Source organism: Lysinibacillus sp. FSL R7-0073, assembly GCF_038009065.1.
In the GTDB taxonomy this organism is placed as follows: Bacteria; Bacillota; Bacilli; order Bacillales_A; family Planococcaceae; genus Lysinibacillus; species Lysinibacillus fusiformis.
In genome coordinates this window covers 4,428,029-4,448,334 of the sequence record NZ_JBBPAS010000001.1, presented here as the reverse complement: position 1 = coordinate 4,448,334, position 20,306 = coordinate 4,428,029, and the positions used below count along the sequence as shown (strand labels likewise).

Sequence of the window (20,306 nt, the reverse complement as noted above, 5' to 3'; positions counted from 1 at the left end):
TCTACTTCATTACAAGCTAATATATGCTAATTAATGCATTTATCTTTAGCCGATTGTCTATTCATCACATATACTGTCAAGAGGTGATGACATGGCAGTTGTGTCTACAGATAAGTGGCTTGAGGAGTATGAATTTGCCAAAAGATCTAAGAGCAGTGATGAGCTATATAGCTTACAATGTTCAATTCTATGTGATCGTTTGGTTAAACTATTTCAAGAGGGATATACAGAGGAAATACACTTCGAATTACAGCAGCAGGGTCTTTTTTTACCAGAGGAAGAGATTGATCTAGAGAGACTGAAAAAGATGAATGTGTGGGGCTGTGTGGAGCAAGAGTTTATGTACTTACAGCAGAAGTGGGATGGTCCAACTATACCTATTTATATATTTCCAATTACACGACAACAAAATATCACTAATAAAAATGGTGTGGCTTATCCTCATTCACTTTTTTTATTTGTGGGAGAAGTAGAAAAACAGGAGCTTCAAGCATTACTCGCCCATGAATATAACCATGTTTGTCGTTTACATTATCTTAAAAAGTCTTTAGACAAAATGACTTTGTTGGATTCCCTTATATTAGAGGGTTTAGCAGAGTGTGCAGTGAAAGAACTTTACGGAGAAAAATGGCTAGCACCATGGTTAACTAACTATACATTCGAGAAGGTTATAAAACTATGGAAATCACGATTTTTGCCAAACCTACAACTTCAGGGATTGGAAAAGCATAGACCATTTTTATATGGTGGAGAACTTCCGCCATGGATAGGCTATTGTATAGGCTATGAAATTGTTCGGTCGTATGTGAGGAATCATTCATCTCAGCTTCCTTTATTAATACCAAGCCAAGAAATACTTGCCGGATCGGATTTTCCGCTACAATAGAGAAAAGGAGTGATTGTTGTGTCTAGTGAAATAAAAAATGTATTATTACCAATTGTAGATTCATCCACAAGGGTGCTAATTGTTGGCTCCATGCCGGGAAAACAGTCATTAGAAAAACAGCAGTACTATGGTAATCCACGCAATCACTTTTGGCCCATCATTGGCAAGCTATTACAGATTGAAGTTCCTAACGATTATAGTGAGAGAATAGCTTTATTAAAAAAGCATGCAATCGGTCTTTGGGACACAATTGAAGCCTGTGAGAGAAAAGGGAGCTTAGATGCGGCCATTCGTAATGAAAAGCCAAATGATTTTCAAACCCTTTTTAAAAGCTACCCGAACATCGAGTTAGTACTCTTTAATGGGGCGAAGGCATTCGATGTTTTTAAAAAGCATATTGGATTAGAGCTTTTAGCTGGACTAGCCTATAAAAAAATGCCGTCAACGAGTCCGATACCAGGGAAAAATATTAAATCCTTTGACGAAAAAGTAGAGGATTGGCGAATGATGCAATCCTATTTATCTCAATAGTTTGCGGGTCATTAAACCATTGTTTTGTACATAATCAGAGCAATACTCTTCCTATGCGATAAAGTGGATAAGCATAAATATACTTTACTAAGATGTGCCTTAGTTACTGCCAAAGGTTATAGCATGAGGAAAAATACACTGTTATTATCTTCACTTAGGTGGGCAATGGCTCAACGGTTAAATGCCCTAATACATATATTGAATTATGTAAAAGGAGGGCTTGTGTGTACAATAATCCATTTAGAGAAGATAATTTTAGAAGACCTGGCTGGGGTGACAATGAGAATTTTGAAACACCGCCATTTGGTCCACCCAATTTTGGTCCGCCTCCGGCAGGACAAATGCCAATGAGTGCACCACCAGGCTTTTCGCCACCAGTGCCAGCACGGCGAGAAGGATCAAGTGGTATTCGCTCCTGCTTATTTAGAAACACCTTTATTTGGTTGAATACAGGTAGGAGCTTTTGGTTTTTCCCAACTGTTATAGGAAGAGAATTCATTGCAGGTTTTCGTTGGAGTAGTCGGTATGGCTGGTATTTCCGTACGATAACGAGAAATCAAATTCGTTCATTTGAATGTTTCAGATAATGTCACACAAAGAAAGTTTCATTTTCAAAAAAATGGTGTTACAATGACGGTAATAAAAGATGAAGGGACGATGGGTGGCTAATGAATAACTAATCTTATTTTTTTACAGATGAAATTTAAATTTCACGAACAATAAAAATAGGATTAGTCTGCCCATTTTCCATAATTAATGCTTGTATTGGTCTTACTAGGCCAATATAACGCGATTCCGCAAGCTTATTTTACTATGTCTAAAATAAGTAGTGGAGTAACAAATATAGCTGTTTCAACAGTTAATTTGTGTATATGTAGCGATGACTAATCCTTCCAAAATACTTGGAGGGATTTTTTTGATTCCTCCAACTGGAGAGGATGGATATTATGAAGGAGCTTTTAAAATTACAGGATATTAGTTATGAAATAAAGGATACATTCCTATTTGAACATGTGACTGCTACCGTAAAGCAAGGTGAGGTAATCGGCATTATTGGTAGAAATGGTGCTGGAAAATCCACATTGCTTCAATTCATACGAGGGATGTTAGTGCCTACGGCAGGAGAAATAGAAGGGTTACAAACTGTAAAAACGGCAATTGTAGAGCAGGAACTAGCTCATTTTAATAGGTTTGAAATAACGGCTAGAGAGGCAGATTTGCTATCTAAATGGAAGGTGCCCAATGTGCCATTTGCAGCATTAAGTGGTGGGGAAAAACTGAAAATGCGCCTGGCAGAGGGTTTTTCGCAGGGTGCTCAAATTCTAATGCTGGATGAACCAACCAATCATTTAGACGAACAGAGTACCTCATTTTTGATTAAACAAGTACAAAACTATAATGGAACGATTATTGTTGTCTCACATGATCGTTACTTTTTAGATAGCGTAGCGACAAAAATTTGGTCGATTGAGGACAAGAGACTTATTGAACATAACGGCAATTATTCAAACTATATGGCTGAAAGAGAGCATCGAAGATTAACACAACAACGTGCATACGACAAGCAGCAAAAAAATATTGAACGTATTGAGGCACAGATGCAGGAACTGACAGCATGGTCTCAAAAGGGCCATGCTCAGTCTACCAAGCTAGAAGGTTTTAAGGAATATCACCGAGTGAAAGCAAAGCGTCTTGATTCCCAGGCAAAATCTAAGAAAAAGCGATTAGAAGCAGAGCTTGAGAAGGCAAAGGTCAAAGCTGTGAAGCCTGAGTCAGAAATACGCTTTTCTTTAGGCACCAATCAACGTGTCGGTAAACGTTTTTTAGAGACCAAAATTGTTTCCTTACACTTCGATGACAGATTGTTGTTGAAGGATGTGAACGTCACTGCGCAATTTGGAGATAAAATTGCCATCACAGGAAAAAATGGTAGTGGAAAAACAAGTTTTTTAAAAGCCATCTTAGGTCAATTAAAAGCTGAGGGCGAAGTATGGGTATCTCCGGCTGCTAACATCGGTTATTTAACACAGGAAGTCTTTGACCTACCACTTGATCAGACACCAGAGCAGTATTTTTATCAAGAAACGTTTGAAGAGCGAGGGAAAGTTCGCAATCTCATGAAAAACCTAGGCTTTACTTCTACACATTGGACATCTTTGATTGGGGAGATGAGCATGGGTGAGCGGGTAAAATGTAAACTGATGGCTTATATATTAGCAGACAAGAATGTTTTTATTTTAGATGAGCCAACGAATCATCTTGACTTGCCTTCCCGTGAGCAGTTAGAGCAAACGCTTGCCCAATACAATGGAACATTACTTGTTGTCTCACATGATCGCTACTTTCTGGAAAAGGTAACGAATAGTGTATGGGAGGTTCATGGTCAACAGATAGAGAAAAAATGGAGAAAAGAGGTTAAGCAGGACGAGGATGTAATGACACTTCGTTTAAAACTAGAAACGGAGCGGCAAGAAATATTAGGTAAACTAAGCTTTCTCACAGCTAAGAATAAGGATTACGCCAAGCTTGATGAACGATTTAATGAGCTGACGAAGCGAATTAACGAGCTAAAATAGATAACGTTTAAGTTGGTTTTTACTAGGGAAAAATACCGAGAGAAGGAAATTAATAGATGGAGGTACACGCAATGAAAAGAATGCTATTTCTCCTTTTTTTGAGTATTTGCTTTATAGGTGCCTGTTCTAATCGTGAAGAAAATCACCAAGCACATGAAAATGAGACCCAGATATCTGTAGAACAATCTAATCATCATAATTATGGAACACCAATGGAACAAACAGAGGTCCTGCAACAAATCAAGGATCAAATACATGCTGATTTCACCATAAAAACGCCAACAACTTTACCTATTCCAGAGGGTGCTTTTTTATCAGCTACTACAAGGACTGAAGGGAACCAGGTGGAAATTGTCTTTTATGAAAGTAAAGAGAAGATACCTATTAATGATATTCGATTAAAGAAATCAGCAACCGTCATAGGGCGATTGCTCGTTAAGCAATACAATAATGCAGAAGGGGCCAGCACTCAAATAGCGTTTGATAATTTTAATCAAAATGGTGGACGCAAAGTGGATCTGGGTTACAATATTAAAGGTTACCAAGATGCGGGAGCCGGTTCCTTATGGATTGGATGGAATGAAGGTCGTTGGGCAATTGCTACACATACCCGAACAGAAAATCCAGAGGCTGGTGTCAAGCTTGCAAAGCAGGTAGTAGAATATTTAGAAAATCATATGCTCCCTATTCCAAAGCAATATGGCATGGCTCAATTGGACGTTTATCAAACAGGCAATTTAATCGTATGGCAGGATGAAAAGCTTGTGTATACACTCGATTCCATAAAGGACCCTCTAAAGGCCATAGAAATAGCTACAGCGTTTTACCAATAATAAAAAACCTAGAGTCATTGTGAAGTGACTCTAGGTTTTTTTTAGTCGTTTACTTTACGGAATCTACAAGGCCCTTGTAGTCGTGGAATCGCTGTTGCCAACTCTCCATTGGGAAAGTTAGCTGTTCCTTACCATCTAGCAAGTCAGCCAGCAAGTCCAGACATATATGCCACCCTGCTAAATCCTTTGGTGTATGCTCCGTTAAAGCTTGAAGTGTCTCCACTAATAGTAGTATTGTGCCCTCGTCAGTAGAAGAAAGTTCGAATCGTACAGTATCCGTACCCCAATCAAATTCGAGAGTTTCATTCTCTGCATAATCAGTAATGCCTATTGTTTCATAGGCATCTGTTCCATCGTTCATATTAAAATGCATCTTACCATTGTTACGAAGATCAATGATTTCTAAATTACTCATCCACTTTTGCAGCTTGTCATTATTAGTAAGTGCTGCCCAAACAACCTCTATTGCATGAGGGAGCGGGCGTTTAAATGTAGCAACATGGTAATTGGATTGTTTTTCAATAGTAGCTAGCATAGTATCCTCCTAATTGGTGATTGCTTGGAAAAGTCTAGTGATGCCCAGTTCAATTTCATTCTTTTGTAAATGACTATAGCCAATAATCAATCTGTTATTATATTTTCCCTTCTTAATAGTATGATCCTCTACTGGATACACCTTTATACCAAATTGTTCTATTTTCTGTAATAAGTTTATTGTAAAATCTATCTTCTCAAATTCTACAACTAAGTGCATTCCTGTAGAGTAGCCGAATATTTTTATGTTATGCGAAAAAGTTGATTGTAAACAATGAATAAGAAAATCACGTTGGCTTTTATAAAGCTTTTTCATTTTTGTGATATGTCTTTCCATGTAGCCCTCCTGGATAAAACGAGAAAGGGTGAGCTGTTCCAAGGAAGGTGTGTGTAAGTCTGTAAACCATTTCAATTGGCGACATTTTTCGATAAGCTTTGGTGGAAGAATAATGTATCCAATTCGTAATGCTGGAGAGAGAATTTTACTAAAAGAACCGATGTAGAGAACGAGCTCGGGATTTAGGCCCTGCAAAGAGCTTACAGGTGGACCTTCGTAACGAAATTCACTGTCATAATCATCTTCAATTAAAAAGCAATGTTTCTTTCTAGCATATTCAATTAATTGAATTCTACGTTGAATGGGTAATGTACTTCCTAATGGAAATTGATGAGAGGGTGTTAGAAAGACAAGTTTAGGGTTTATATTATCTGGTAATAGGCTTGTTTTCATCCCCAATTCATCTACAGGTATTGGATAGATTGTGGCACCAGAAGCTTTAAAGATGGTTTGAATATCATTCGTAATGGGATCTTCCATAATTGCCATATCATCAGGTGATAAAAGCAATCTCGACACAAGCATCATTGCTTGTGTTGCACCAGACGTAATAATAATTTGTTCTGGATAACATTCAACGCCTCTTGTTCTTAATAAGTAGTGTGCAAGAGTCTGTCTTAATTCTAAACGCCCCTCTGGAGCCCCGTATCCTAAAACGGAAGTTTCACTACCTTGCCAAAGTTGCTGACTAATCTTCGCCCATGTTTTACGAGGAAATAAGTTGAGTGCGGGAATACCTGAGCGAAAATTTATAACTTCTTTCCTTACTATTGAATCTTCTGCTTTATTTGTAATAAAGGGCTTGGTTTGTTGTGTTAGCAACGCCCCCTCTGCAACAAATGTACCTGCTCCTCTTCGTGCAATTAAAAATCCTTCAGCCAGTAACTGATCATAAGCTTCTAATATGACATTTCTTGAAACTTTTAAATCTACTGAGAGCTCTCGTGTTGATGCTAGTTTTTCCCCTGCATGAAGGTGTCCACATAAAATTTTTTCCCGTATTTGCAAATAGATTTGACGATTTAAAGGAATATCTGATGCTCGATCAATAGGTATCCATAACATTTTACATACCTCCGATTTAAAAAGTGGTACCTTTAAAATCTCTTTAAAGTGGTTCTACAGTTACCAATTTTATCATGATAAAGTACTTACTAATACTTATAAGGGGGAATAAATATGAAAAAAGCAGAAGAATTAGTGATTCAAGCCTTAAAAAGTGCAGCACGAGATGAGCGTTTGAAATATGCCGTGCAACAATCAAAAGAGCTCTATCCGCTATTATGGAAAGCAGCAAAAAGATATGTAACAGGCGAAAAAAGAGAGGATGCCATCACCGCCGCACGTGAATATCTAGATGAAAATTATAATATCTCTATAGAATTTATTGGGGAAAATACAAACGACTTATGGGAATGTCAAAGGGCAAAGGATGAGCTTTTACAAGTGATTGAGGAAATGGGGATATTGTCTTTGAAGCAAACTGTATCTTTCGATTTATCTCATATAGGTCTTTCTATTAACGCCGATATTGCTTATAAGCACCTTGAAGAGCTTACACAAAAAGCTCAGCAATATGGAATATATTTGATGATAAGTATGGAAGAATCCTCAAAGACAAGTGATATTATTACTCTTTACAAAAAAATAGTAGCGAAATATACTAACGTTGGAATAACATTGCAAGCCCATCTTTATCGTACAAAGGAAGATTTACAAGAGCTTATTCAATATCCAGGAAAATTAAGGCTGGTAAAAGGGGCTTTCAAAGAGTCTGTTGATATTGCCCTGAACAGATCAGAAGAATTAAATAGCCGTTATCTTGATTATGTTGAGCAGTTAGTAAATGCAAATCATCCGATATCAATCGCTACGCATGATGAAAAGCTTATTCAAGAGATAGAGCGACGACAATATCTTCATAACTCAAATGTTGAAGTTGAAATGCTTTATGGTGTACGTCCATCATTACTTAATGAATTAAAAATGAAGGAATATAGTTGTAGAGTCTATTTAACGTATGGAAATGAGTGGTATTTATACCTATGCCATCGAATTGCAGAATACCCTGAAAACTTATATTTAGCAGTAACTGATATTATTAATGAATCCATTAGAGTTAGTAGTGTAGAAGACTGAATAAATAGATCTGGAGTAGTGAGAAAGGTATTGTGGAATGTAGCCAGCAGAAAGCCATACGGAAATTATTATTTTTTAAGTTAATTATAGGATAATACTGTGGAAAGGAGATAAAAAAATATGACACATGAACAAGCATTAGAACGTTATATCCAAGCAACAAATACCCATGATTTTAATGAGGTAAAGGATATTTTGCATCCACAGGCTGTATATTGGTTTTCGGATAAAACATGTACAACTACAGAAAAAATTGGTGCTTACTTCAATAACGCATGGAATGTAATTCAAGAAGAGGTCTATTCAGCGACTGATATAACATGGCTAACCGTTGATGAAAAGACAGCTACCTGTCTTTATACATATCACTATGAAGGCCATCATAATGGAGAATTTGTATCAGGTAGCGGTAGGGCGACAAATATTTTTACGTTGATGAATGGTGAATGGAAGTTAATTCATGAACATTTGAGTGGTAATATTAAATGATTTTCCATAGCATCTGAATAATCAACAACGAAATAATGACAGTTAGTAGTAATTTGGCTACTTTTATCGGAATATGTGGCAGCACTAGGAGGCCTAATTGAGAGCCTATAATAGAGCCTAATGCCATGGCAATTGCATAGTGCCATTGAATAAAACCAGTTTGATAAAAACCAATAAAAGCTCCTGTACAACTCCCAAAAAGCAGTACACGTGTGAGTTGTACGGCTTTTATGTAAGTGTGGTGGCAACGCAAATAATATAAAATACTAAAAGTTGAAGAACCAGGGCCAAAGCCACCATCATACATAGCGATAAAAAAGGGCTGCCAAAGGGAGGACGTTGTATGCTCTGTATGATTCTCAGTGTCAGTCCAAGCCTTATTTTGAAAAGTGACGACTAATGCGAAAATCAGTAGGATACAGGCTATAAAATTCATAATTTGCTCAGATAGTGACACGGCTAGAAGCGCACCACAAACCCCTCCTATACCTGCAATAGCAATGTATTTTATAATAGCTTTCAAGTGTAGCTCCTTATGGTACAGTAAATAAAAAATGCTAGATAAAGCCGATATACCAGTTGAAAATTTATTTGTCGCAATACTAGTTTGAATGGGTATGCCGATCAGCATCATTGCAGGAAGTGTGATCAGTCCTCCACCTCCCACAAGTGTACCGATAAAGGCAGCTATAATACCAATACATACGAGTGTCAAAGAAATTTTTGCATAGTAAAGCCCCGCCAAACTAAGGAGTACAAAGAACGATACCAGTAAAATTTTTTTCATAAGCTACTCTCCTCACTTAAATAGCTTTAGGGTAAAGGCTTTTAATATATAAATCTAATATATTATTTTTGAGTATATATAAATTTATTTTATCTTTTGGAGGGCTAAGGTGAGATTGCTATAAACTGAAGAAGAAAGAGAGGAAATCCAATGCTGCGAGATAAAAAGTCGATTATTAAACATTATGAACAATCTCTTATTTGGGTAAAGGATTTGAGGAATTTATCTGAGGAGCAATGGTGTATGCCAATTGAATCTGGAAAATGGTCGGTTGCAGAGGTAATAGGGCATCTTACCCCATGGGATACATTTATATTAGAACATCGAATACCATATTTATTTAAAAATGCATCTTTACCAAAAGGGCCAGATATCAAGCATATGAACACGAAGGCAGCTCAGAAAAGTCGTGAACAGCATTTAGAAAAAACGATTACTGAGTTTGTTATGACAAGGCGTCAATTGCTACAGACCATTCAGCAGTTTACAGATGAGCAATGGCACCAGTCGTTCAGTATTGGGCAGTCTAACATAACGATTGCGGATTATTTTGGCGGATTAATTGAACATGATTTACATCATTTTTCACAAATTCAGAGGGTTTTACATGTATAGGAGCTAGCACATGGATATCAAGTATTTAATAGATTACTTTGCACAAGCATCTGTAAAATTTACCGATGTCTTTACGAAAAGAATGGAGCCAGGAGAAGTTGATCGAGGGAGAACTACTGCACCAGGAAAGTGTGGAATTATTGTGCCGCTTGCAGGTAGTGCTATTTTTAGCTTGAATGGAACGCCTTATGTGATGGAACCAGGAGTAATAGTGCATGCTGGTCCTCAAATGCCAATTGAAGTGGACGTAACGAGCCAGAAGGTTTGGGAATATGCTGTAGTCCATTATAATCTACCTATGGATGAGGCGGCACTTTATCCACTAGCTGAGCAACATTTTCTCATTAAAACAGGCCACAATACGCAAATTATTACCCAAGTTCAGCAACTGGTAGAAAGCTATTCCTTCCCAGGGAGTATGGCGGTATTTAAGTCCAAGACATTATTCATGAATTTGCTGGAACACATTCTTATAGCAGCAAAAGTGAAGGTTCTGGATAATGCTAATGAATTGATGGAGCAGGCTTTACAATATATACATGAGCACTACGCCGAGCAGCTTTCGGTATCAAATATTTCTAGTGAATTTGAAATTGAACGGCGTCGATTTGCCTATTTATTTGAGCAGCATACAGGTATGAATCCAAGCACATATATAACGGAATACCGTATAAGACGTGCAAAGGACTTACTAGAATATGGTGGAATCTCTGTAGCTGAAATTGCAGAATGTGTTGGCTATATAGATTGTTTTTATTTTAGTAGGGTATTTAAAAAGTGTACAGGTTTATCGCCTTCAGCCTATCGAAAGTTAAAAATAGAGGAAGCCAAATACGTATAAATGACTGTTTCTTATAAAAAAGAAGCAGTTTTTTTATTGATTAAATCGGCAAAAGTCCATGCCGTTTTCGAAATCGTCCATTCACAATCTATTTTCACTTTGTTAGGATAGTATCCGTAAATGATAATGAGTATCAATTATATATTGACATACATATGAAAACGATTATCATTATCAATATGAGCTCGTTAGGAGAGAATATCAATGAATAAATATTTTAAAATGTGTGTGCCAGCACTTTTAGCACTATCATTAGCTGCATGTGGAACAGATAAGGCAGAGGAGTCTACGACAAATAATACAGCTGAAACAAGTGCAACAGAATCACAGACAGAGCAAGCTAAGACACAGACAATTACGTACTTAGGTGAGAAATATGAGCTTCCAGCAGAAGTGAAAAATATTGTCGCTGCAAGTCTTGAATCTATGGAAGACGCCGCAATGCTTGGAATTAAGCCAGTAGGTGTACTTGAAGTGGGTGGTAAAGTGCCGGCATATCTAGCATCTGATTTTGAAGGCGCTACACTTGTAGGAAATAAAATGGAGCCGAATGCAGAGGCCATTCTTAATTTGGATCCAGATGTCATTGTGGGTACTTCAAAATTCCCTGAAGAAACGGCTGAAAAGTTGAATAAAATTCAAACAATGATTCCTTATTCACATATTTCTACAAACTGGAAGGAAAATTTGATAGTGCTTGCACAGCTAGCTGGTAAAGAAGAAGATGCTAAAAAAATTATCTCTGACTATGAGGTAAAAGTTGCTGATGCACAGGTGAAGTCGAAAGAGCAATTAGCTGATAAGGAAGTATTAATCATCCGTGTTCGTGGTGGTGTCATGTACATTTATCCAGCTGGTGTTTATTTAAATCCTGTTTTGTATGAAGATTTAGGTGCACCAGTCCCAGAAGTAATTACGACAGCTAAAGCGCAAGCAGAATTATCGCTGGAAACCTTAGCTCAAGTAAATCCAGATGCTATTTTCCTTCAATTTGAGGAATCAGAAAATAAGGATACTCCAAAGGCATTAGAGGAGCTGCAAAAAAATCCAATTTTCACTAGCTTAAAGGCATCACAAAATAATGAAATTTATGTCAATGCAATTGACCCATTGGCACAGGGTGGTACGGCTTGGTCTAAGGTTAAATTCTTAGATGCCGCAGCTGAAAAATTACTTAAATAGTATACACAGGCTGGTAGTAGATTTGGTGATATCACCGGGCTATTACCAGCCTTTTGTTCAGTAGAAGTATGGATAAGAAAATGGTATAGAAAAAGGTGTGAAAGTTGAAAAAAACAAACATAGTGTCATTTTCAATATTAGCGGTATCTCCTGTCCTTATTGCCCTTGTTGCACTTGTTTCTGTTATGTATGGAACAAAGGATATTAGTGTAATCACTGTGTGGCAGGCAATAGCAGCATTTGATCCTTCCAATGTTGATCATCAAATTATACGGACAGGACGTATTCCTAGAATAGCCGCAGTATTGTTGGTTGGAGCATTTTTAGCAGTTGCGGGTGCAGTTATGCAGGGAATTACACGCAATTATTTAGCATCTCCGTCATTGATGGGTGTCAACGATGGCTCTGCATTTGTTATAACATTAGCTATTGTCTTTTTCCCAGGACTGCCGAATTATCAAATGATTTTATTGTCAATGCTAGGTTCTGCAATGGGGGCAGGTATTGTTTTTGGCTTTGGCTCATTAATTCGAAATGGTTTATCACCAGTAAGGCTAGCCATTATTGGAACCGTTATTGGGACATTTTTAAGCAGTATAGCTACAGCGATTGCGATGTATTTCCAAGTATCACAAACAGTCAGTGCTTGGTATAACACTAAGGTACATATGGTAGATTTGGATATGTTGATGCTTTCAATTCCCTTTGGATTAACTGGTTTATTTTTGGCCTTATTATCTGCAAGGGCCATTACGATTACCTCGCTAGGTGAGGATATTGCAATGGGACTAGGTCAAAAAACAAAAGCAGTACGGATTATTAGTATGCTAGCTGTCGTATGCTTGACAGGGACAGCTGTGGCTCTAGTTGGAAAAATAGCTTTTGTAGGGTTAGTTATTCCGCATATTACTCGTTTCCTTGTTGGGGTAGATTATCGCTATATCATCCCTTGTGCGGCGGTTATTGGTGCATTTTTCTTGGTGCTTTGTGATGTCCTTAGCCGTTTTGTCAATTATCCGTTCGAAACACCAATTGGAGTCTTAACAGCATTAGTTGGTGTACCATTCTTCTTATATTTAGTTCGTAAGCACGGAGGTGAAAAACGTGCGTAAAAATACCTCAAGTGTATTCTTTTTAACTATGTCGATGCTTTTACTTTTGATTTTAGTTGCAAGTTATCTACATATTACAAATGGTGTTTTTAATATGTCAGTGATGGATGTCATAAAAACATTATTACGTATTGAATCTAATCCAAAATTTGATCTTGTTATTTTTGAATTCCGCTTACCACGAATTGTCATAGCCGGACTAGTTGGTATTGGTTTAGGAATGGCTGGAGTTGTTTTACAGGGTATTACGCGAAATGGGCTCGCAGATCCAGGCATATTAGGGATTAATGCAGGAGCTGGTGCCGCGGTCGTAATTTTTATGTTTTTCTTTCAACTAAAATTAGTGAGTGCAGATATGAACAGCTGGCTATCCATTTTAATGATGCCATTGTTCGGTTTTATCGGTGGAACAATTGCGGCTATATTGATTTTTACATTTGCTTTGAAAAATGGTCATCTCGATATGCAGCGATTAATATTAACTGGGATTGCCATTAATAGTGGATTTGGCGCTTTATCATTGTTTCTATCTTTAAAAATGAGTGCGCAGGATTTTGAATCTGCAGCCATTTGGATGGCAGGTTCCATTTACAATGCGAATTGGATTTTTGCTCTTACTATGTTACCTTGGCTTTTAATTTTAGGAATTTATGTGCATAGAAAATCGTATTTACTTGATTATTTTCAGCTGGAAGAGGATAGCATCACAAGCTTAGGCATTGCTGTTGAAAAAGAGAAAATGAAGCTGTTATTAGCCAGTGTGGGACTAGTTAGTGCCTGCGTATCTGTATCAGGAAGTATTGGTTTTATTGGCTTAATGGCACCACATATCGCCAAGCAACTTGTTGGTATTCAGCACCGTTATGTCATGCCAGTAAGTGCATTGATTGGTGCAGGCTTGTTAATCCTAGCTGATTTTATCGGCAAAACGGTATTCGCACCGTCTGAGCTGGCTGTTGGAATAGTAGTGTCGATTATAGGAATTCCATATTTCTTGTATTTACTTGTAAAATCTAAGGCATAGGAGGAAACGGTGTGCAAACTGCATTTAGAATGGAAAATTTAGCTTCGGGTTATGAGCAGGTTCGAGTGTTTGAAGGTTTAAATTTAACGATTGAAGAGGGCAAGGTCACAACGATTATCGGACCGAATGGCTGTGGTAAATCAACGCTCCTCAAAACGATAGGACGAATTTTAAAAAAGCAACAGGGCACGGTATACTTGCAGGAGCAAAATATGCAAAATTTATCGACCAAGGATATTGCACAGAAGCTAGCAATATTATCACAGACACCCATCGCACCGGGGCAATTAAAAGTCGAAGAGTTAATTGCTTATGGCCGTTATCCACATCGCAACAATGTCAATCGTTTAACAAATAAGGATGAAGAAATGATTGAGTGGGCGTTAACGGTTACAAATACGATAGAATATCGAAATCGAGAGCTGGCACAGCTTTCTGGGGGACAGCGTCAGCGTGTATGGCTCGCTATGGCATTAGCACAGGAAACAAATATATTGTTGCTTGATGAGCCGACTACATATTTAGATATGGCCCACCAGTTGGAAGTACTTGATATCGTGAAAAATTTAAATGAACAGCATCAATGTACAATCGTCATGGTTCTTCATGATATAAATCATGCTGCTAGGTATTCAGATCATCTTATCGCCATGCGTAAGGGTGTTATCATGCAAACCGGGACGCCACAGGAAATTTTGAGCGCAGAAGTGATGCGCCAAGTCTTTAACATCGACGCACGTATTATGGAAGATCCGGCAACGAATACACCTGTATGCTATGGCTATGACATATTGAAGGAGGAAAACAAATGAATCCAACAGAAAGAGATTACTCAACACAGCAAATGACTTCAAAATTGGCAGACTATACGTATGGGATTAACGTTTATGTACCAAATGAGGAAGCGCCAATTGAAGGCTTTCCTGTCATCTATGTATTGGATGGTTCTTCTTATTTTTCTCTTGTTAAGGAAGCAGTTCGATTGCAAAGTCGTAATGCGCCAAAAACGGGTATTTTACCATCCATTGTTGTTGGTATCGGGCATGGTGAAGATATGCGTGAACGACGATTTTATGATTTTACGGCACCAGCAGAGACGTATATTTATCCCGCAAGATTTAAAGGTAAAGGGCATGAAAAGCTTGGTGGGGCGGTAAACTTTAGTCGATTCCTAGAAGAAGAACTAAAGCCAATGATTGAAGCCAACTATCCAGTAAATAAAGCACAGCAATCGATATTTGGTCACTCATTAGCTGGTTATTTTACGCTTTGGCAATTATTTCACCATCAAACAAGCTTTCAACATTACCTGGCTATCAGTCCCTCTATTTGGTGGAATGAGCATGAATTAGTCCCATGTGCCTCAGCATTTTTACATGAGCACCAGGCTATGAAGGAAACATTGTTTATTAGTGCTGGTGAACTGGAAACCTTTATGGTGGATGATGCACGACAAATGGCAACGATGCTTGAAAAAATAATGAAGGTTGATTTTTATGAAGCTTTAAACGAAAATCATGCATCCGTTGTGCCTACAGTTATGAGTAGAGCCATACGTTTTGCTTTTAAAAATGAATAAATAATAGCCGCATTATCTATTGGTAATGCGGTTTTTTATTTTCAGGAAGTTTTGATTTATAAAATACTTGAATGAAACTCATAATAAAGTAAATTTGGTAAAACGTCTGGGATTAATGGAGGCGCTGTATGCAAAAAAATAAAAATTTAATCAACCCAGTATTTATTATTTCTAGTGGAGCCATTTTACTTTTAGTAATTATTGGGGCAATAATACCGGAACAGTTTAAGAATGTAGCGAACAGCATCTTTCATATGACGACGGATTTTTTTGGTTGGTTTTACTTAATGGCGGTCTTTATAATCGTGGTTTTTCTATTTGGCTTGGCGATTAGTAAGTATGGCACTATTCGATTAGGAGCAGAAGATGGTCGCCCAGAATTTAGCTTTCTCACATGGATTTCTATGCTCTTTTCTGCAGGGCTAGGGGTTGGACTAGTCTTTTGGGGAGTAGCTGAACCAATGAGTCATTACTTTTCACCACCTTTTAGTGACACAAAACCTCTAACGACAGATTCCGCCCGACTGGCAATGGGTTATTCATTCTTTCATTGGGGAATCAGCCAATGGTCTGTTTATGCGATATTGGGGCTCGTTATGGCGTATGTGCAATTTAACAAAAAAAGAAATATGCTCATCTCTACGGCCTTAGAGCCTGTAACGGGAACAAATCGAGTCGTGAAGGGCACAATTGATATTTTAGCGGTTATTGCAACAGTGATGGGGGTAGCTACTTCTATTGGCTTGGGAGTGCTCCAAACAAACGGAGGTTTAAGCTTTGTCTTTGGTTTACCTAATACATTTTTCTTACAGGTAGTCATTATTCTTATCATGTTTATTGGCTATATGTTATCTGCGACTACGGGCCTTCAAAAGGGAATGAAAATCTTAAGTAATGTCAATATGATGCTAGCGATTGTTTTACTGCTATTTGTTTTTATAACAGGTCCAACGGTATTTATAATGGAAACCTTTACACTAGCGATAGGCGATTACATTTCAAACTTTATTCAATATAGTTTAAGGATGCAACCGTATGTCGGGGGGACGTGGGTGAAGGATTGGACTATCTTTTATTGGGCGTGGGCGATAGCTTGGTCACCCTTTGTTGGTTCTTTTATTGCTCGTGTATCAAAAGGAAGGACCATTCGAGAATTTATTGTTGGCGTATTAATCATTCCTCCTCTTATTGCATGTTTTTGGATTGCTGTTTTTGGAGGTACTGCCTTATGGTTCGATTTGCATAAAGAAGCACAAATTGCACAAACCGTTCATAATGATGTAACAGTGGCCTTGTTTCAAATGTTAGAGCATTTGCCCCTTTCAACGATAGCCTCTTTTATTGGTATTTTGCTCATTATTATCTTCTTAATTACGTCAGCCGATTCTGCCACTTTCATTATGGCTAGTATGACGACAAGGGGGTCCTTAAACCCTACAGTACTGTCGAAGTTAGTTTGGGGTATATTGATGGCCTCTATTTCAGGTGTTTTATTGTATACGGGTGGGCTAGATGCATTACAAACGGCCTCGTTAATTGCCGCTTTACCATTTACGGTAATATTACTGTTGTTAATGATTTCTTATATTAAAATGATGAAGGATGAGATTATTCCGCTGAAGAAAAAAGACATTCAACGATTGAAGATAGCAAGAAAGCATCTTGAAAAAGAAGCAAAAGCTAAAGAAAAAAAATGAAGTCGTAAGCTGTATTATTCTTTCATGAGTAATACAGTTTTTTTTTTTGTATATATACACTAAAATGTATTCAAAATCATTCGTGGAGGTAAACTATGGAGCTAGTATTAGCAGAAATAAAAGATGTGCCCATTATACATAAGGTAATGATTCAGGTATTTCAAGAGTATGCAACGGCGACGCCACCATCTAGTGATTGAGTGAAACGGTAGAATTCATTGAACAGGGTATACAGGCTGGTGAGCAGGCTTTTATCGGCTATATGGAGCGGGAGCCAGTTGCTATGGTAAGATTTAAGCTTAGCACACAGGGTATTTATTTTTTTAGATTATCGGTAATTCCTGAAAGACAAGGGGCAAGGGGGGAAGGGCTAGCTAAAGTTTTGCTCGCTAAGCTTGAACAATTTGCATGAACGAATGAAAAAACAATTAGTCAGTGTAAAGTACGCTTGAATGTTCCGTGAAATATGGAATTCTATTGCTCTTTAGGCTATGTCGTAACAAAAAAGGAAATGGGCTAGAATCGTCATGGCATTTCTTTGGCTATAGTCACAATGGAAAAAAGACTTATAAATGAGGGGGAGTTTATTTGAAAAAAAAGCTAGGCTGCTTGCATGCTCATCATTCCAATATAGAGTACATAGAACAGGTTTTCCAAAAAAATAAAGAGATAGAGCTGGTTCATTTTGTAGATCCAGGACTTATTCACCAAGTGTCAAAAGGAGTTACAGAGTTAACATATAAGATTGTAGAGCAAATGCAATGGATGGAGAGCTGTAATCTAGATGCGATTTTAATAACATGCACAAATTATATCGTTTTGTTAGACGATTGTGATGTACGTGCCTTATCTGTACCTATCATAAAAATGGATGAACTTTATTTTGAATTGATATGTAACGAGCGACAGCCTCAAATCATCCTATTTACAAATCCTGCAACAGTCGAGGGAACGATGACCAGACTCCATCAATATGCAAACAAGCAAGGCAAATCAATAGACGTTACAGTGAAAGTTATCGAGCATACATTTGATCTCATTATGCAAGGGAAAAACAAGGCCTATATTGAAGCTATCTTACAGACTCTGCATCAGGAAGCGAACGAACAAAGGCTACTCTCAGTGGGGCAGCTCTCGATGGTGAGTGCGGCACAGCAATTTGAAGAAAGAACAGCGATCCCTATTATGCATCCATTAAAAGCATTAGGTACAGTAGTTGAAAAACTTTAGCTAAGTAGCATTTAAATTAACAGAATTATCTGTGATAATTGAATAGTAGAATGTATTTTATAGGGAATGGGGGATGTTGTGAGAAGATTTGTCCTTTTATGTGCGATGCTGTTAGTGGTAGTAGGCTGTACAAATAAAGAAAAGGTTACAATGCCAGAGAATGCCCCAGATTATTTGCAAGAAAATGATTTTACCTCTATTAATTGGAAGGATAAAGCAGTGGAGTTTGGGGATCGAGCCATTATAGGGAATGCCAATAAATCGGGTGTTATTGGTGCTAACATGCCAAGTTTAAACACACAAAAATGGATGTGGCATCTTTGGGGAATTGAAGGAAATGGAAATACAGAGTTAACAGTAGTAGGCTACCATAGAGATACTAAAACTATTCAGCCAATTTTAATGGATGGATGGAGTACAGGCCTTGGCGGGCCGTCCAACGGAGCAGATGCTCATAGCCCTTCAAGCGTAAAAATTCCTAGTCCTGGAGAATGGGCAATTTTACTGTATACAAATGGTAAATACTTTGATACGTTGATTTATGATCTTCAGGAATAATAGTGACCTAAAACACTTTGGAAAAGTAAGAGAATAGAAATGGAGGAGAGCAATTTGATCGATTTCGATTTACGATATCCAATTGGGGAGTTTCAATGTCCAAAAGAAGTGACATCACAGCAAGTAAAAGAATGGTTGGAAGATATTCGTTTATTACCACAGCAGCTTGAAGAAGCATTAAGTGGAGCAAGTGAGCAGGAATTGGCAAACTCCTATCGTGAAAATGGCTGGACTGTAACACAGCTAGTCCATCATATTGCTGATAGTCATATGAATAGCTATATCCGCTTTAAGCTAGCCTTAACAGAGGACGAGCCAACTATTAAGCCATACAATGAAGCTGAGTGGGCACTGCTACCAGATTCAGAAATGCCAGTAGCTACTTCTCTTACATTAATTGAAAGTTTACATGGACGTTGGGTTTACTTATTAACAGGCTTAAAAGATGAACACTTACAACGAGCATTTAATCATCCTGATTCAGGTCTAACAACATTGGAACAGGCAATTGGTTTATATGCTTGGCATGGCAAACATCATTTGACGCATATTCAGAATGCTTTATCATTAATTTAGATACTTAAAAAGTAGGCGATTTAGTTAAAATCGCCTACTATAATTTAATTATCAGGTTTGAAATGATGCTTATAACTTTAAGAGTTAGCATTACTCACTTATACAATAGTGATTCCCGCACTTGCATTACCAGTAAGAGTAACCAGAACAGTAGCTCCTGAAGTAGTCATGGAGAACACCATTAATAAACGATCACCAGTAGTTACTGGTACTGAAACGTTTGCACTACCGCTTGCAATTGCACCAGCTAATAATGCTGCTAATGGTAAAGCTGGAGTTAAATCAACAAATGCTGCAGTAGGGCTGAAAACATTGCTTCCTTGAACTGCACGGTAAATTTGTGCTCTGACTGTAGCTGTTCCTGTTAGTGTTAAAGCGGCAGTTGCTGAAATTGTTGCAGCAATAGATGTAATTGTTCCTGGACGTGGAACAGTAAAAGCTTCTGTGGCAAGAGAACTTGTTAAATCAATATTAACGCCAGCAAGAGCTACACCTGGAACAGATGTACCAAATCCAACAAGGCTTACAGTACTAACTAAACCAGTAGCAAGAGATACTAATACAACAGGAATTGTTCCTGAAGAAAATGGGATAATGGAACCTGTAGCTGCTGGTGGAGTAATACACGCCGCATCAATACCGATAAATGGTCCAAGCGCAGTACATTCACCATTGCGGTTAGAGCAACCACACATTGAATTATTCAAACACATTTTTACACCCCCTTTCTTCATTATTCTATTCATTTCAGATTAGGGGTTAAGGGCAAATATCTACTTC

23 protein-coding genes are annotated in these 20,306 nt (G+C 37.8%); 19 read left to right on the top strand and 4 right to left on the bottom strand.

What is annotated here, in order from left to right:
• The first annotated feature begins 91 nt into the window (after window positions 1-91).
• From MKY88_RS22330 to MKY88_RS22310, 5 genes are all read left to right on the top strand, one after another.
• Complete coding sequence (locus MKY88_RS22330) at window positions 92-886, top strand: DUF2268 domain-containing protein (protein ID WP_340814733.1); 795 nt, start codon at window positions 92-94, stop codon at window positions 884-886.
• Between the two features lie 18 nt (window positions 887-904).
• Window positions 905-1,417 (top strand): DNA-deoxyinosine glycosylase, encoded by a 513-nt coding sequence (locus tag MKY88_RS22325; protein ID WP_328204955.1) that lies wholly within the window; start codon window positions 905-907, stop codon window positions 1,415-1,417.
• Between the two features lie 224 nt (window positions 1,418-1,641).
• Window positions 1,642-2,004, top strand: coding sequence for a hypothetical protein (locus MKY88_RS22320; RefSeq protein WP_069482944.1), 363 nt, complete (start codon window positions 1,642-1,644; stop codon window positions 2,002-2,004).
• A 360-nt stretch (window positions 2,005-2,364) separates the two neighbouring features.
• Complete coding sequence (gene abc-f, locus MKY88_RS22315) at window positions 2,365-3,993, top strand: ribosomal protection-like ABC-F family protein (protein ID WP_340814732.1); 1,629 nt, start codon at window positions 2,365-2,367, stop codon at window positions 3,991-3,993.
• A gap of 71 nt (window positions 3,994-4,064) precedes the next feature.
• Window positions 4,065-4,826 (top strand): hypothetical protein, encoded by a 762-nt coding sequence (locus MKY88_RS22310; protein ID WP_328204952.1) that lies wholly within the window; start codon window positions 4,065-4,067, stop codon window positions 4,824-4,826.
• A gap of 49 nt (window positions 4,827-4,875) precedes the next feature.
• Here the strand turns inward: MKY88_RS22310 and MKY88_RS22305 are convergent, their stop codons facing one another.
• Window positions 4,876-5,361: an SRPBCC family protein gene (locus MKY88_RS22305; RefSeq protein ID WP_328204950.1), complete on the bottom strand. Its 486-nt coding sequence runs from the start codon at window positions 5,359-5,361 to the stop codon at window positions 4,876-4,878.
• Between the two features lie 9 nt (window positions 5,362-5,370).
• Window positions 5,371-6,762, bottom strand: coding sequence for a MocR-like pyridoxine biosynthesis transcription factor PdxR (gene pdxR / locus MKY88_RS22300; RefSeq protein ID WP_328204948.1), 1,392 nt, complete (start codon window positions 6,760-6,762; stop codon window positions 5,371-5,373).
• Between the two features lie 114 nt (window positions 6,763-6,876).
• On the opposite strand from pdxR, the gene MKY88_RS22295 reads away from it, so the two are divergent.
• Window positions 6,877-7,836, top strand: coding sequence for a proline dehydrogenase family protein (locus tag MKY88_RS22295; RefSeq protein WP_340814731.1), 960 nt, complete (start codon window positions 6,877-6,879; stop codon window positions 7,834-7,836).
• A gap of 120 nt (window positions 7,837-7,956) precedes the next feature.
• On the top strand, window positions 7,957-8,325 hold the full coding sequence (locus MKY88_RS22290) for a YybH family protein (protein WP_328204944.1): 369 nt from the start codon (window positions 7,957-7,959) through the stop codon (window positions 8,323-8,325).
• On the opposite strand, the gene MKY88_RS22285 is transcribed toward MKY88_RS22290, so the two are convergent.
• Window positions 8,318-9,112: a sulfite exporter TauE/SafE family protein gene (locus MKY88_RS22285; RefSeq protein ID WP_328204942.1), complete on the bottom strand. Its 795-nt coding sequence runs from the start codon at window positions 9,110-9,112 to the stop codon at window positions 8,318-8,320. The genes MKY88_RS22290 and MKY88_RS22285 overlap by 8 nt on opposite strands.
• A gap of 150 nt (window positions 9,113-9,262) precedes the next feature.
• Here MKY88_RS22285 and MKY88_RS22280 point away from each other — a divergent pair, with 150 nt between their 5' ends.
• From MKY88_RS22280 to MKY88_RS22225, 12 genes are all read left to right on the top strand, one after another.
• A complete protein-coding gene (locus tag MKY88_RS22280; protein WP_340814730.1) occupies window positions 9,263-9,727 on the top strand; it encodes a DinB family protein in 465 nt (154 codons plus the stop codon).
• Between the two features lie 10 nt (window positions 9,728-9,737).
• Window positions 9,738-10,568 carry an AraC family transcriptional regulator gene (locus tag MKY88_RS22275; protein ID WP_328204939.1) on the top strand — a complete coding sequence of 277 codons (831 nt, stop codon included), beginning with the start codon at window positions 9,738-9,740 and terminating at the stop codon, window positions 10,566-10,568.
• A 204-nt stretch (window positions 10,569-10,772) separates the two neighbouring features.
• A complete protein-coding gene (locus MKY88_RS22270) occupies window positions 10,773-11,750 on the top strand; it encodes an ABC transporter substrate-binding protein (protein WP_340814729.1) in 978 nt (325 codons plus the stop codon).
• A 104-nt stretch (window positions 11,751-11,854) separates the two neighbouring features.
• Window positions 11,855-12,862, top strand: coding sequence for a FecCD family ABC transporter permease (locus MKY88_RS22265; protein WP_193833316.1), 1,008 nt, complete (start codon window positions 11,855-11,857; stop codon window positions 12,860-12,862).
• A 28-nt stretch (window positions 12,863-12,890) separates the two neighbouring features.
• Window positions 12,891-13,886 (top strand): FecCD family ABC transporter permease, encoded by a 996-nt coding sequence (locus MKY88_RS22260; RefSeq protein ID WP_069483440.1) that lies wholly within the window; start codon window positions 12,891-12,893, stop codon window positions 13,884-13,886.
• Between the two features lie 29 nt (window positions 13,887-13,915).
• On the top strand, window positions 13,916-14,698 hold the full coding sequence (locus MKY88_RS22255; RefSeq protein ID WP_258269495.1) for an ABC transporter ATP-binding protein: 783 nt from the start codon (window positions 13,916-13,918) through the stop codon (window positions 14,696-14,698).
• Window positions 14,695-15,465, top strand: coding sequence for an alpha/beta hydrolase (locus MKY88_RS22250; RefSeq protein ID WP_328204935.1), 771 nt, complete (start codon window positions 14,695-14,697; stop codon window positions 15,463-15,465). The genes MKY88_RS22255 and MKY88_RS22250 overlap by 4 nt, the downstream gene beginning before the upstream one ends.
• A gap of 128 nt (window positions 15,466-15,593) precedes the next feature.
• Window positions 15,594-17,162 carry a BCCT family transporter gene (locus MKY88_RS22245; RefSeq protein WP_069482935.1) on the top strand — a complete coding sequence of 523 codons (1,569 nt, stop codon included), beginning with the start codon at window positions 15,594-15,596 and terminating at the stop codon, window positions 17,160-17,162.
• A gap of 196 nt (window positions 17,163-17,358) precedes the next feature.
• Window positions 17,359-17,574: a hypothetical protein gene (locus MKY88_RS22240; protein ID WP_340814728.1), complete on the top strand. Its 216-nt coding sequence runs from the start codon at window positions 17,359-17,361 to the stop codon at window positions 17,572-17,574.
• A gap of 176 nt (window positions 17,575-17,750) precedes the next feature.
• Window positions 17,751-18,392, top strand: a complete 642-nt coding sequence (locus MKY88_RS22235) for a hypothetical protein (RefSeq protein ID WP_328204933.1) — start codon at window positions 17,751-17,753, stop codon at window positions 18,390-18,392.
• A gap of 78 nt (window positions 18,393-18,470) precedes the next feature.
• Complete coding sequence (locus tag MKY88_RS22230) at window positions 18,471-18,950, top strand: hypothetical protein (protein WP_328204932.1); 480 nt, start codon at window positions 18,471-18,473, stop codon at window positions 18,948-18,950.
• 39 nt (window positions 18,951-18,989) lie between these two features.
• Window positions 18,990-19,526, top strand: a complete 537-nt coding sequence (locus tag MKY88_RS22225; RefSeq protein WP_328204930.1) for a YfiT family bacillithiol transferase — start codon at window positions 18,990-18,992, stop codon at window positions 19,524-19,526.
• 98 nt (window positions 19,527-19,624) lie between these two features.
• Here MKY88_RS22225 and MKY88_RS22220 read toward each other — a convergent pair whose 3' ends face one another.
• Window positions 19,625-20,239 carry an exosporium glycoprotein BclB-related protein gene (locus tag MKY88_RS22220; RefSeq protein ID WP_069482931.1) on the bottom strand — a complete coding sequence of 205 codons (615 nt, stop codon included), beginning with the start codon at window positions 20,237-20,239 and terminating at the stop codon, window positions 19,625-19,627.
• Window positions 20,240-20,306 lie beyond the last annotated feature (67 nt).

Coding starts and splice junctions, on each gene's coding strand:
- MKY88_RS22330 (WP_340814733.1), top strand. CDS start 92: ATGGCAGTTGTGTCTACAGATAAGTGGCTTGAGGAGTATGAATTTGCC.
- abc-f (WP_340814732.1), top strand. CDS start 2,365: ATGAAGGAGCTTTTAAAATTACAGGATATTAGTTATGAAATAAAGGAT.
- MKY88_RS22310 (WP_328204952.1), top strand. CDS start 4,065: ATGAAAAGAATGCTATTTCTCCTTTTTTTGAGTATTTGCTTTATAGGT.
- MKY88_RS22305 (WP_328204950.1), bottom strand. CDS start 5,361: ATGCTAGCTACTATTGAAAAACAATCCAATTACCATGTTGCTACATTT.
- pdxR (WP_328204948.1), bottom strand. CDS start 6,762: ATGTTATGGATACCTATTGATCGAGCATCAGATATTCCTTTAAATCGT.
- MKY88_RS22295 (WP_340814731.1), top strand. CDS start 6,877: ATGAAAAAAGCAGAAGAATTAGTGATTCAAGCCTTAAAAAGTGCAGCA.
- MKY88_RS22290 (WP_328204944.1), top strand. CDS start 7,957: ATGACACATGAACAAGCATTAGAACGTTATATCCAAGCAACAAATACC.
- MKY88_RS22285 (WP_328204942.1), bottom strand. CDS start 9,112: ATGAAAAAAATTTTACTGGTATCGTTCTTTGTACTCCTTAGTTTGGCG.
- MKY88_RS22280 (WP_340814730.1), top strand. CDS start 9,263: ATGCTGCGAGATAAAAAGTCGATTATTAAACATTATGAACAATCTCTT.
- MKY88_RS22275 (WP_328204939.1), top strand. CDS start 9,738: ATGGATATCAAGTATTTAATAGATTACTTTGCACAAGCATCTGTAAAA.
- MKY88_RS22270 (WP_340814729.1), top strand. CDS start 10,773: ATGAATAAATATTTTAAAATGTGTGTGCCAGCACTTTTAGCACTATCA.
- MKY88_RS22260 (WP_069483440.1), top strand. CDS start 12,891: ATGTCGATGCTTTTACTTTTGATTTTAGTTGCAAGTTATCTACATATT.
- MKY88_RS22255 (WP_258269495.1), top strand. CDS start 13,916: ATGGAAAATTTAGCTTCGGGTTATGAGCAGGTTCGAGTGTTTGAAGGT.
- MKY88_RS22250 (WP_328204935.1), top strand. CDS start 14,695: ATGAATCCAACAGAAAGAGATTACTCAACACAGCAAATGACTTCAAAA.
- MKY88_RS22245 (WP_069482935.1), top strand. CDS start 15,594: ATGCAAAAAAATAAAAATTTAATCAACCCAGTATTTATTATTTCTAGT.
- MKY88_RS22225 (WP_328204930.1), top strand. CDS start 18,990: ATGGAGGAGAGCAATTTGATCGATTTCGATTTACGATATCCAATTGGG.
- MKY88_RS22220 (WP_069482931.1), bottom strand. CDS start 20,239: ATGTGTTTGAATAATTCAATGTGTGGTTGCTCTAACCGCAATGGTGAA.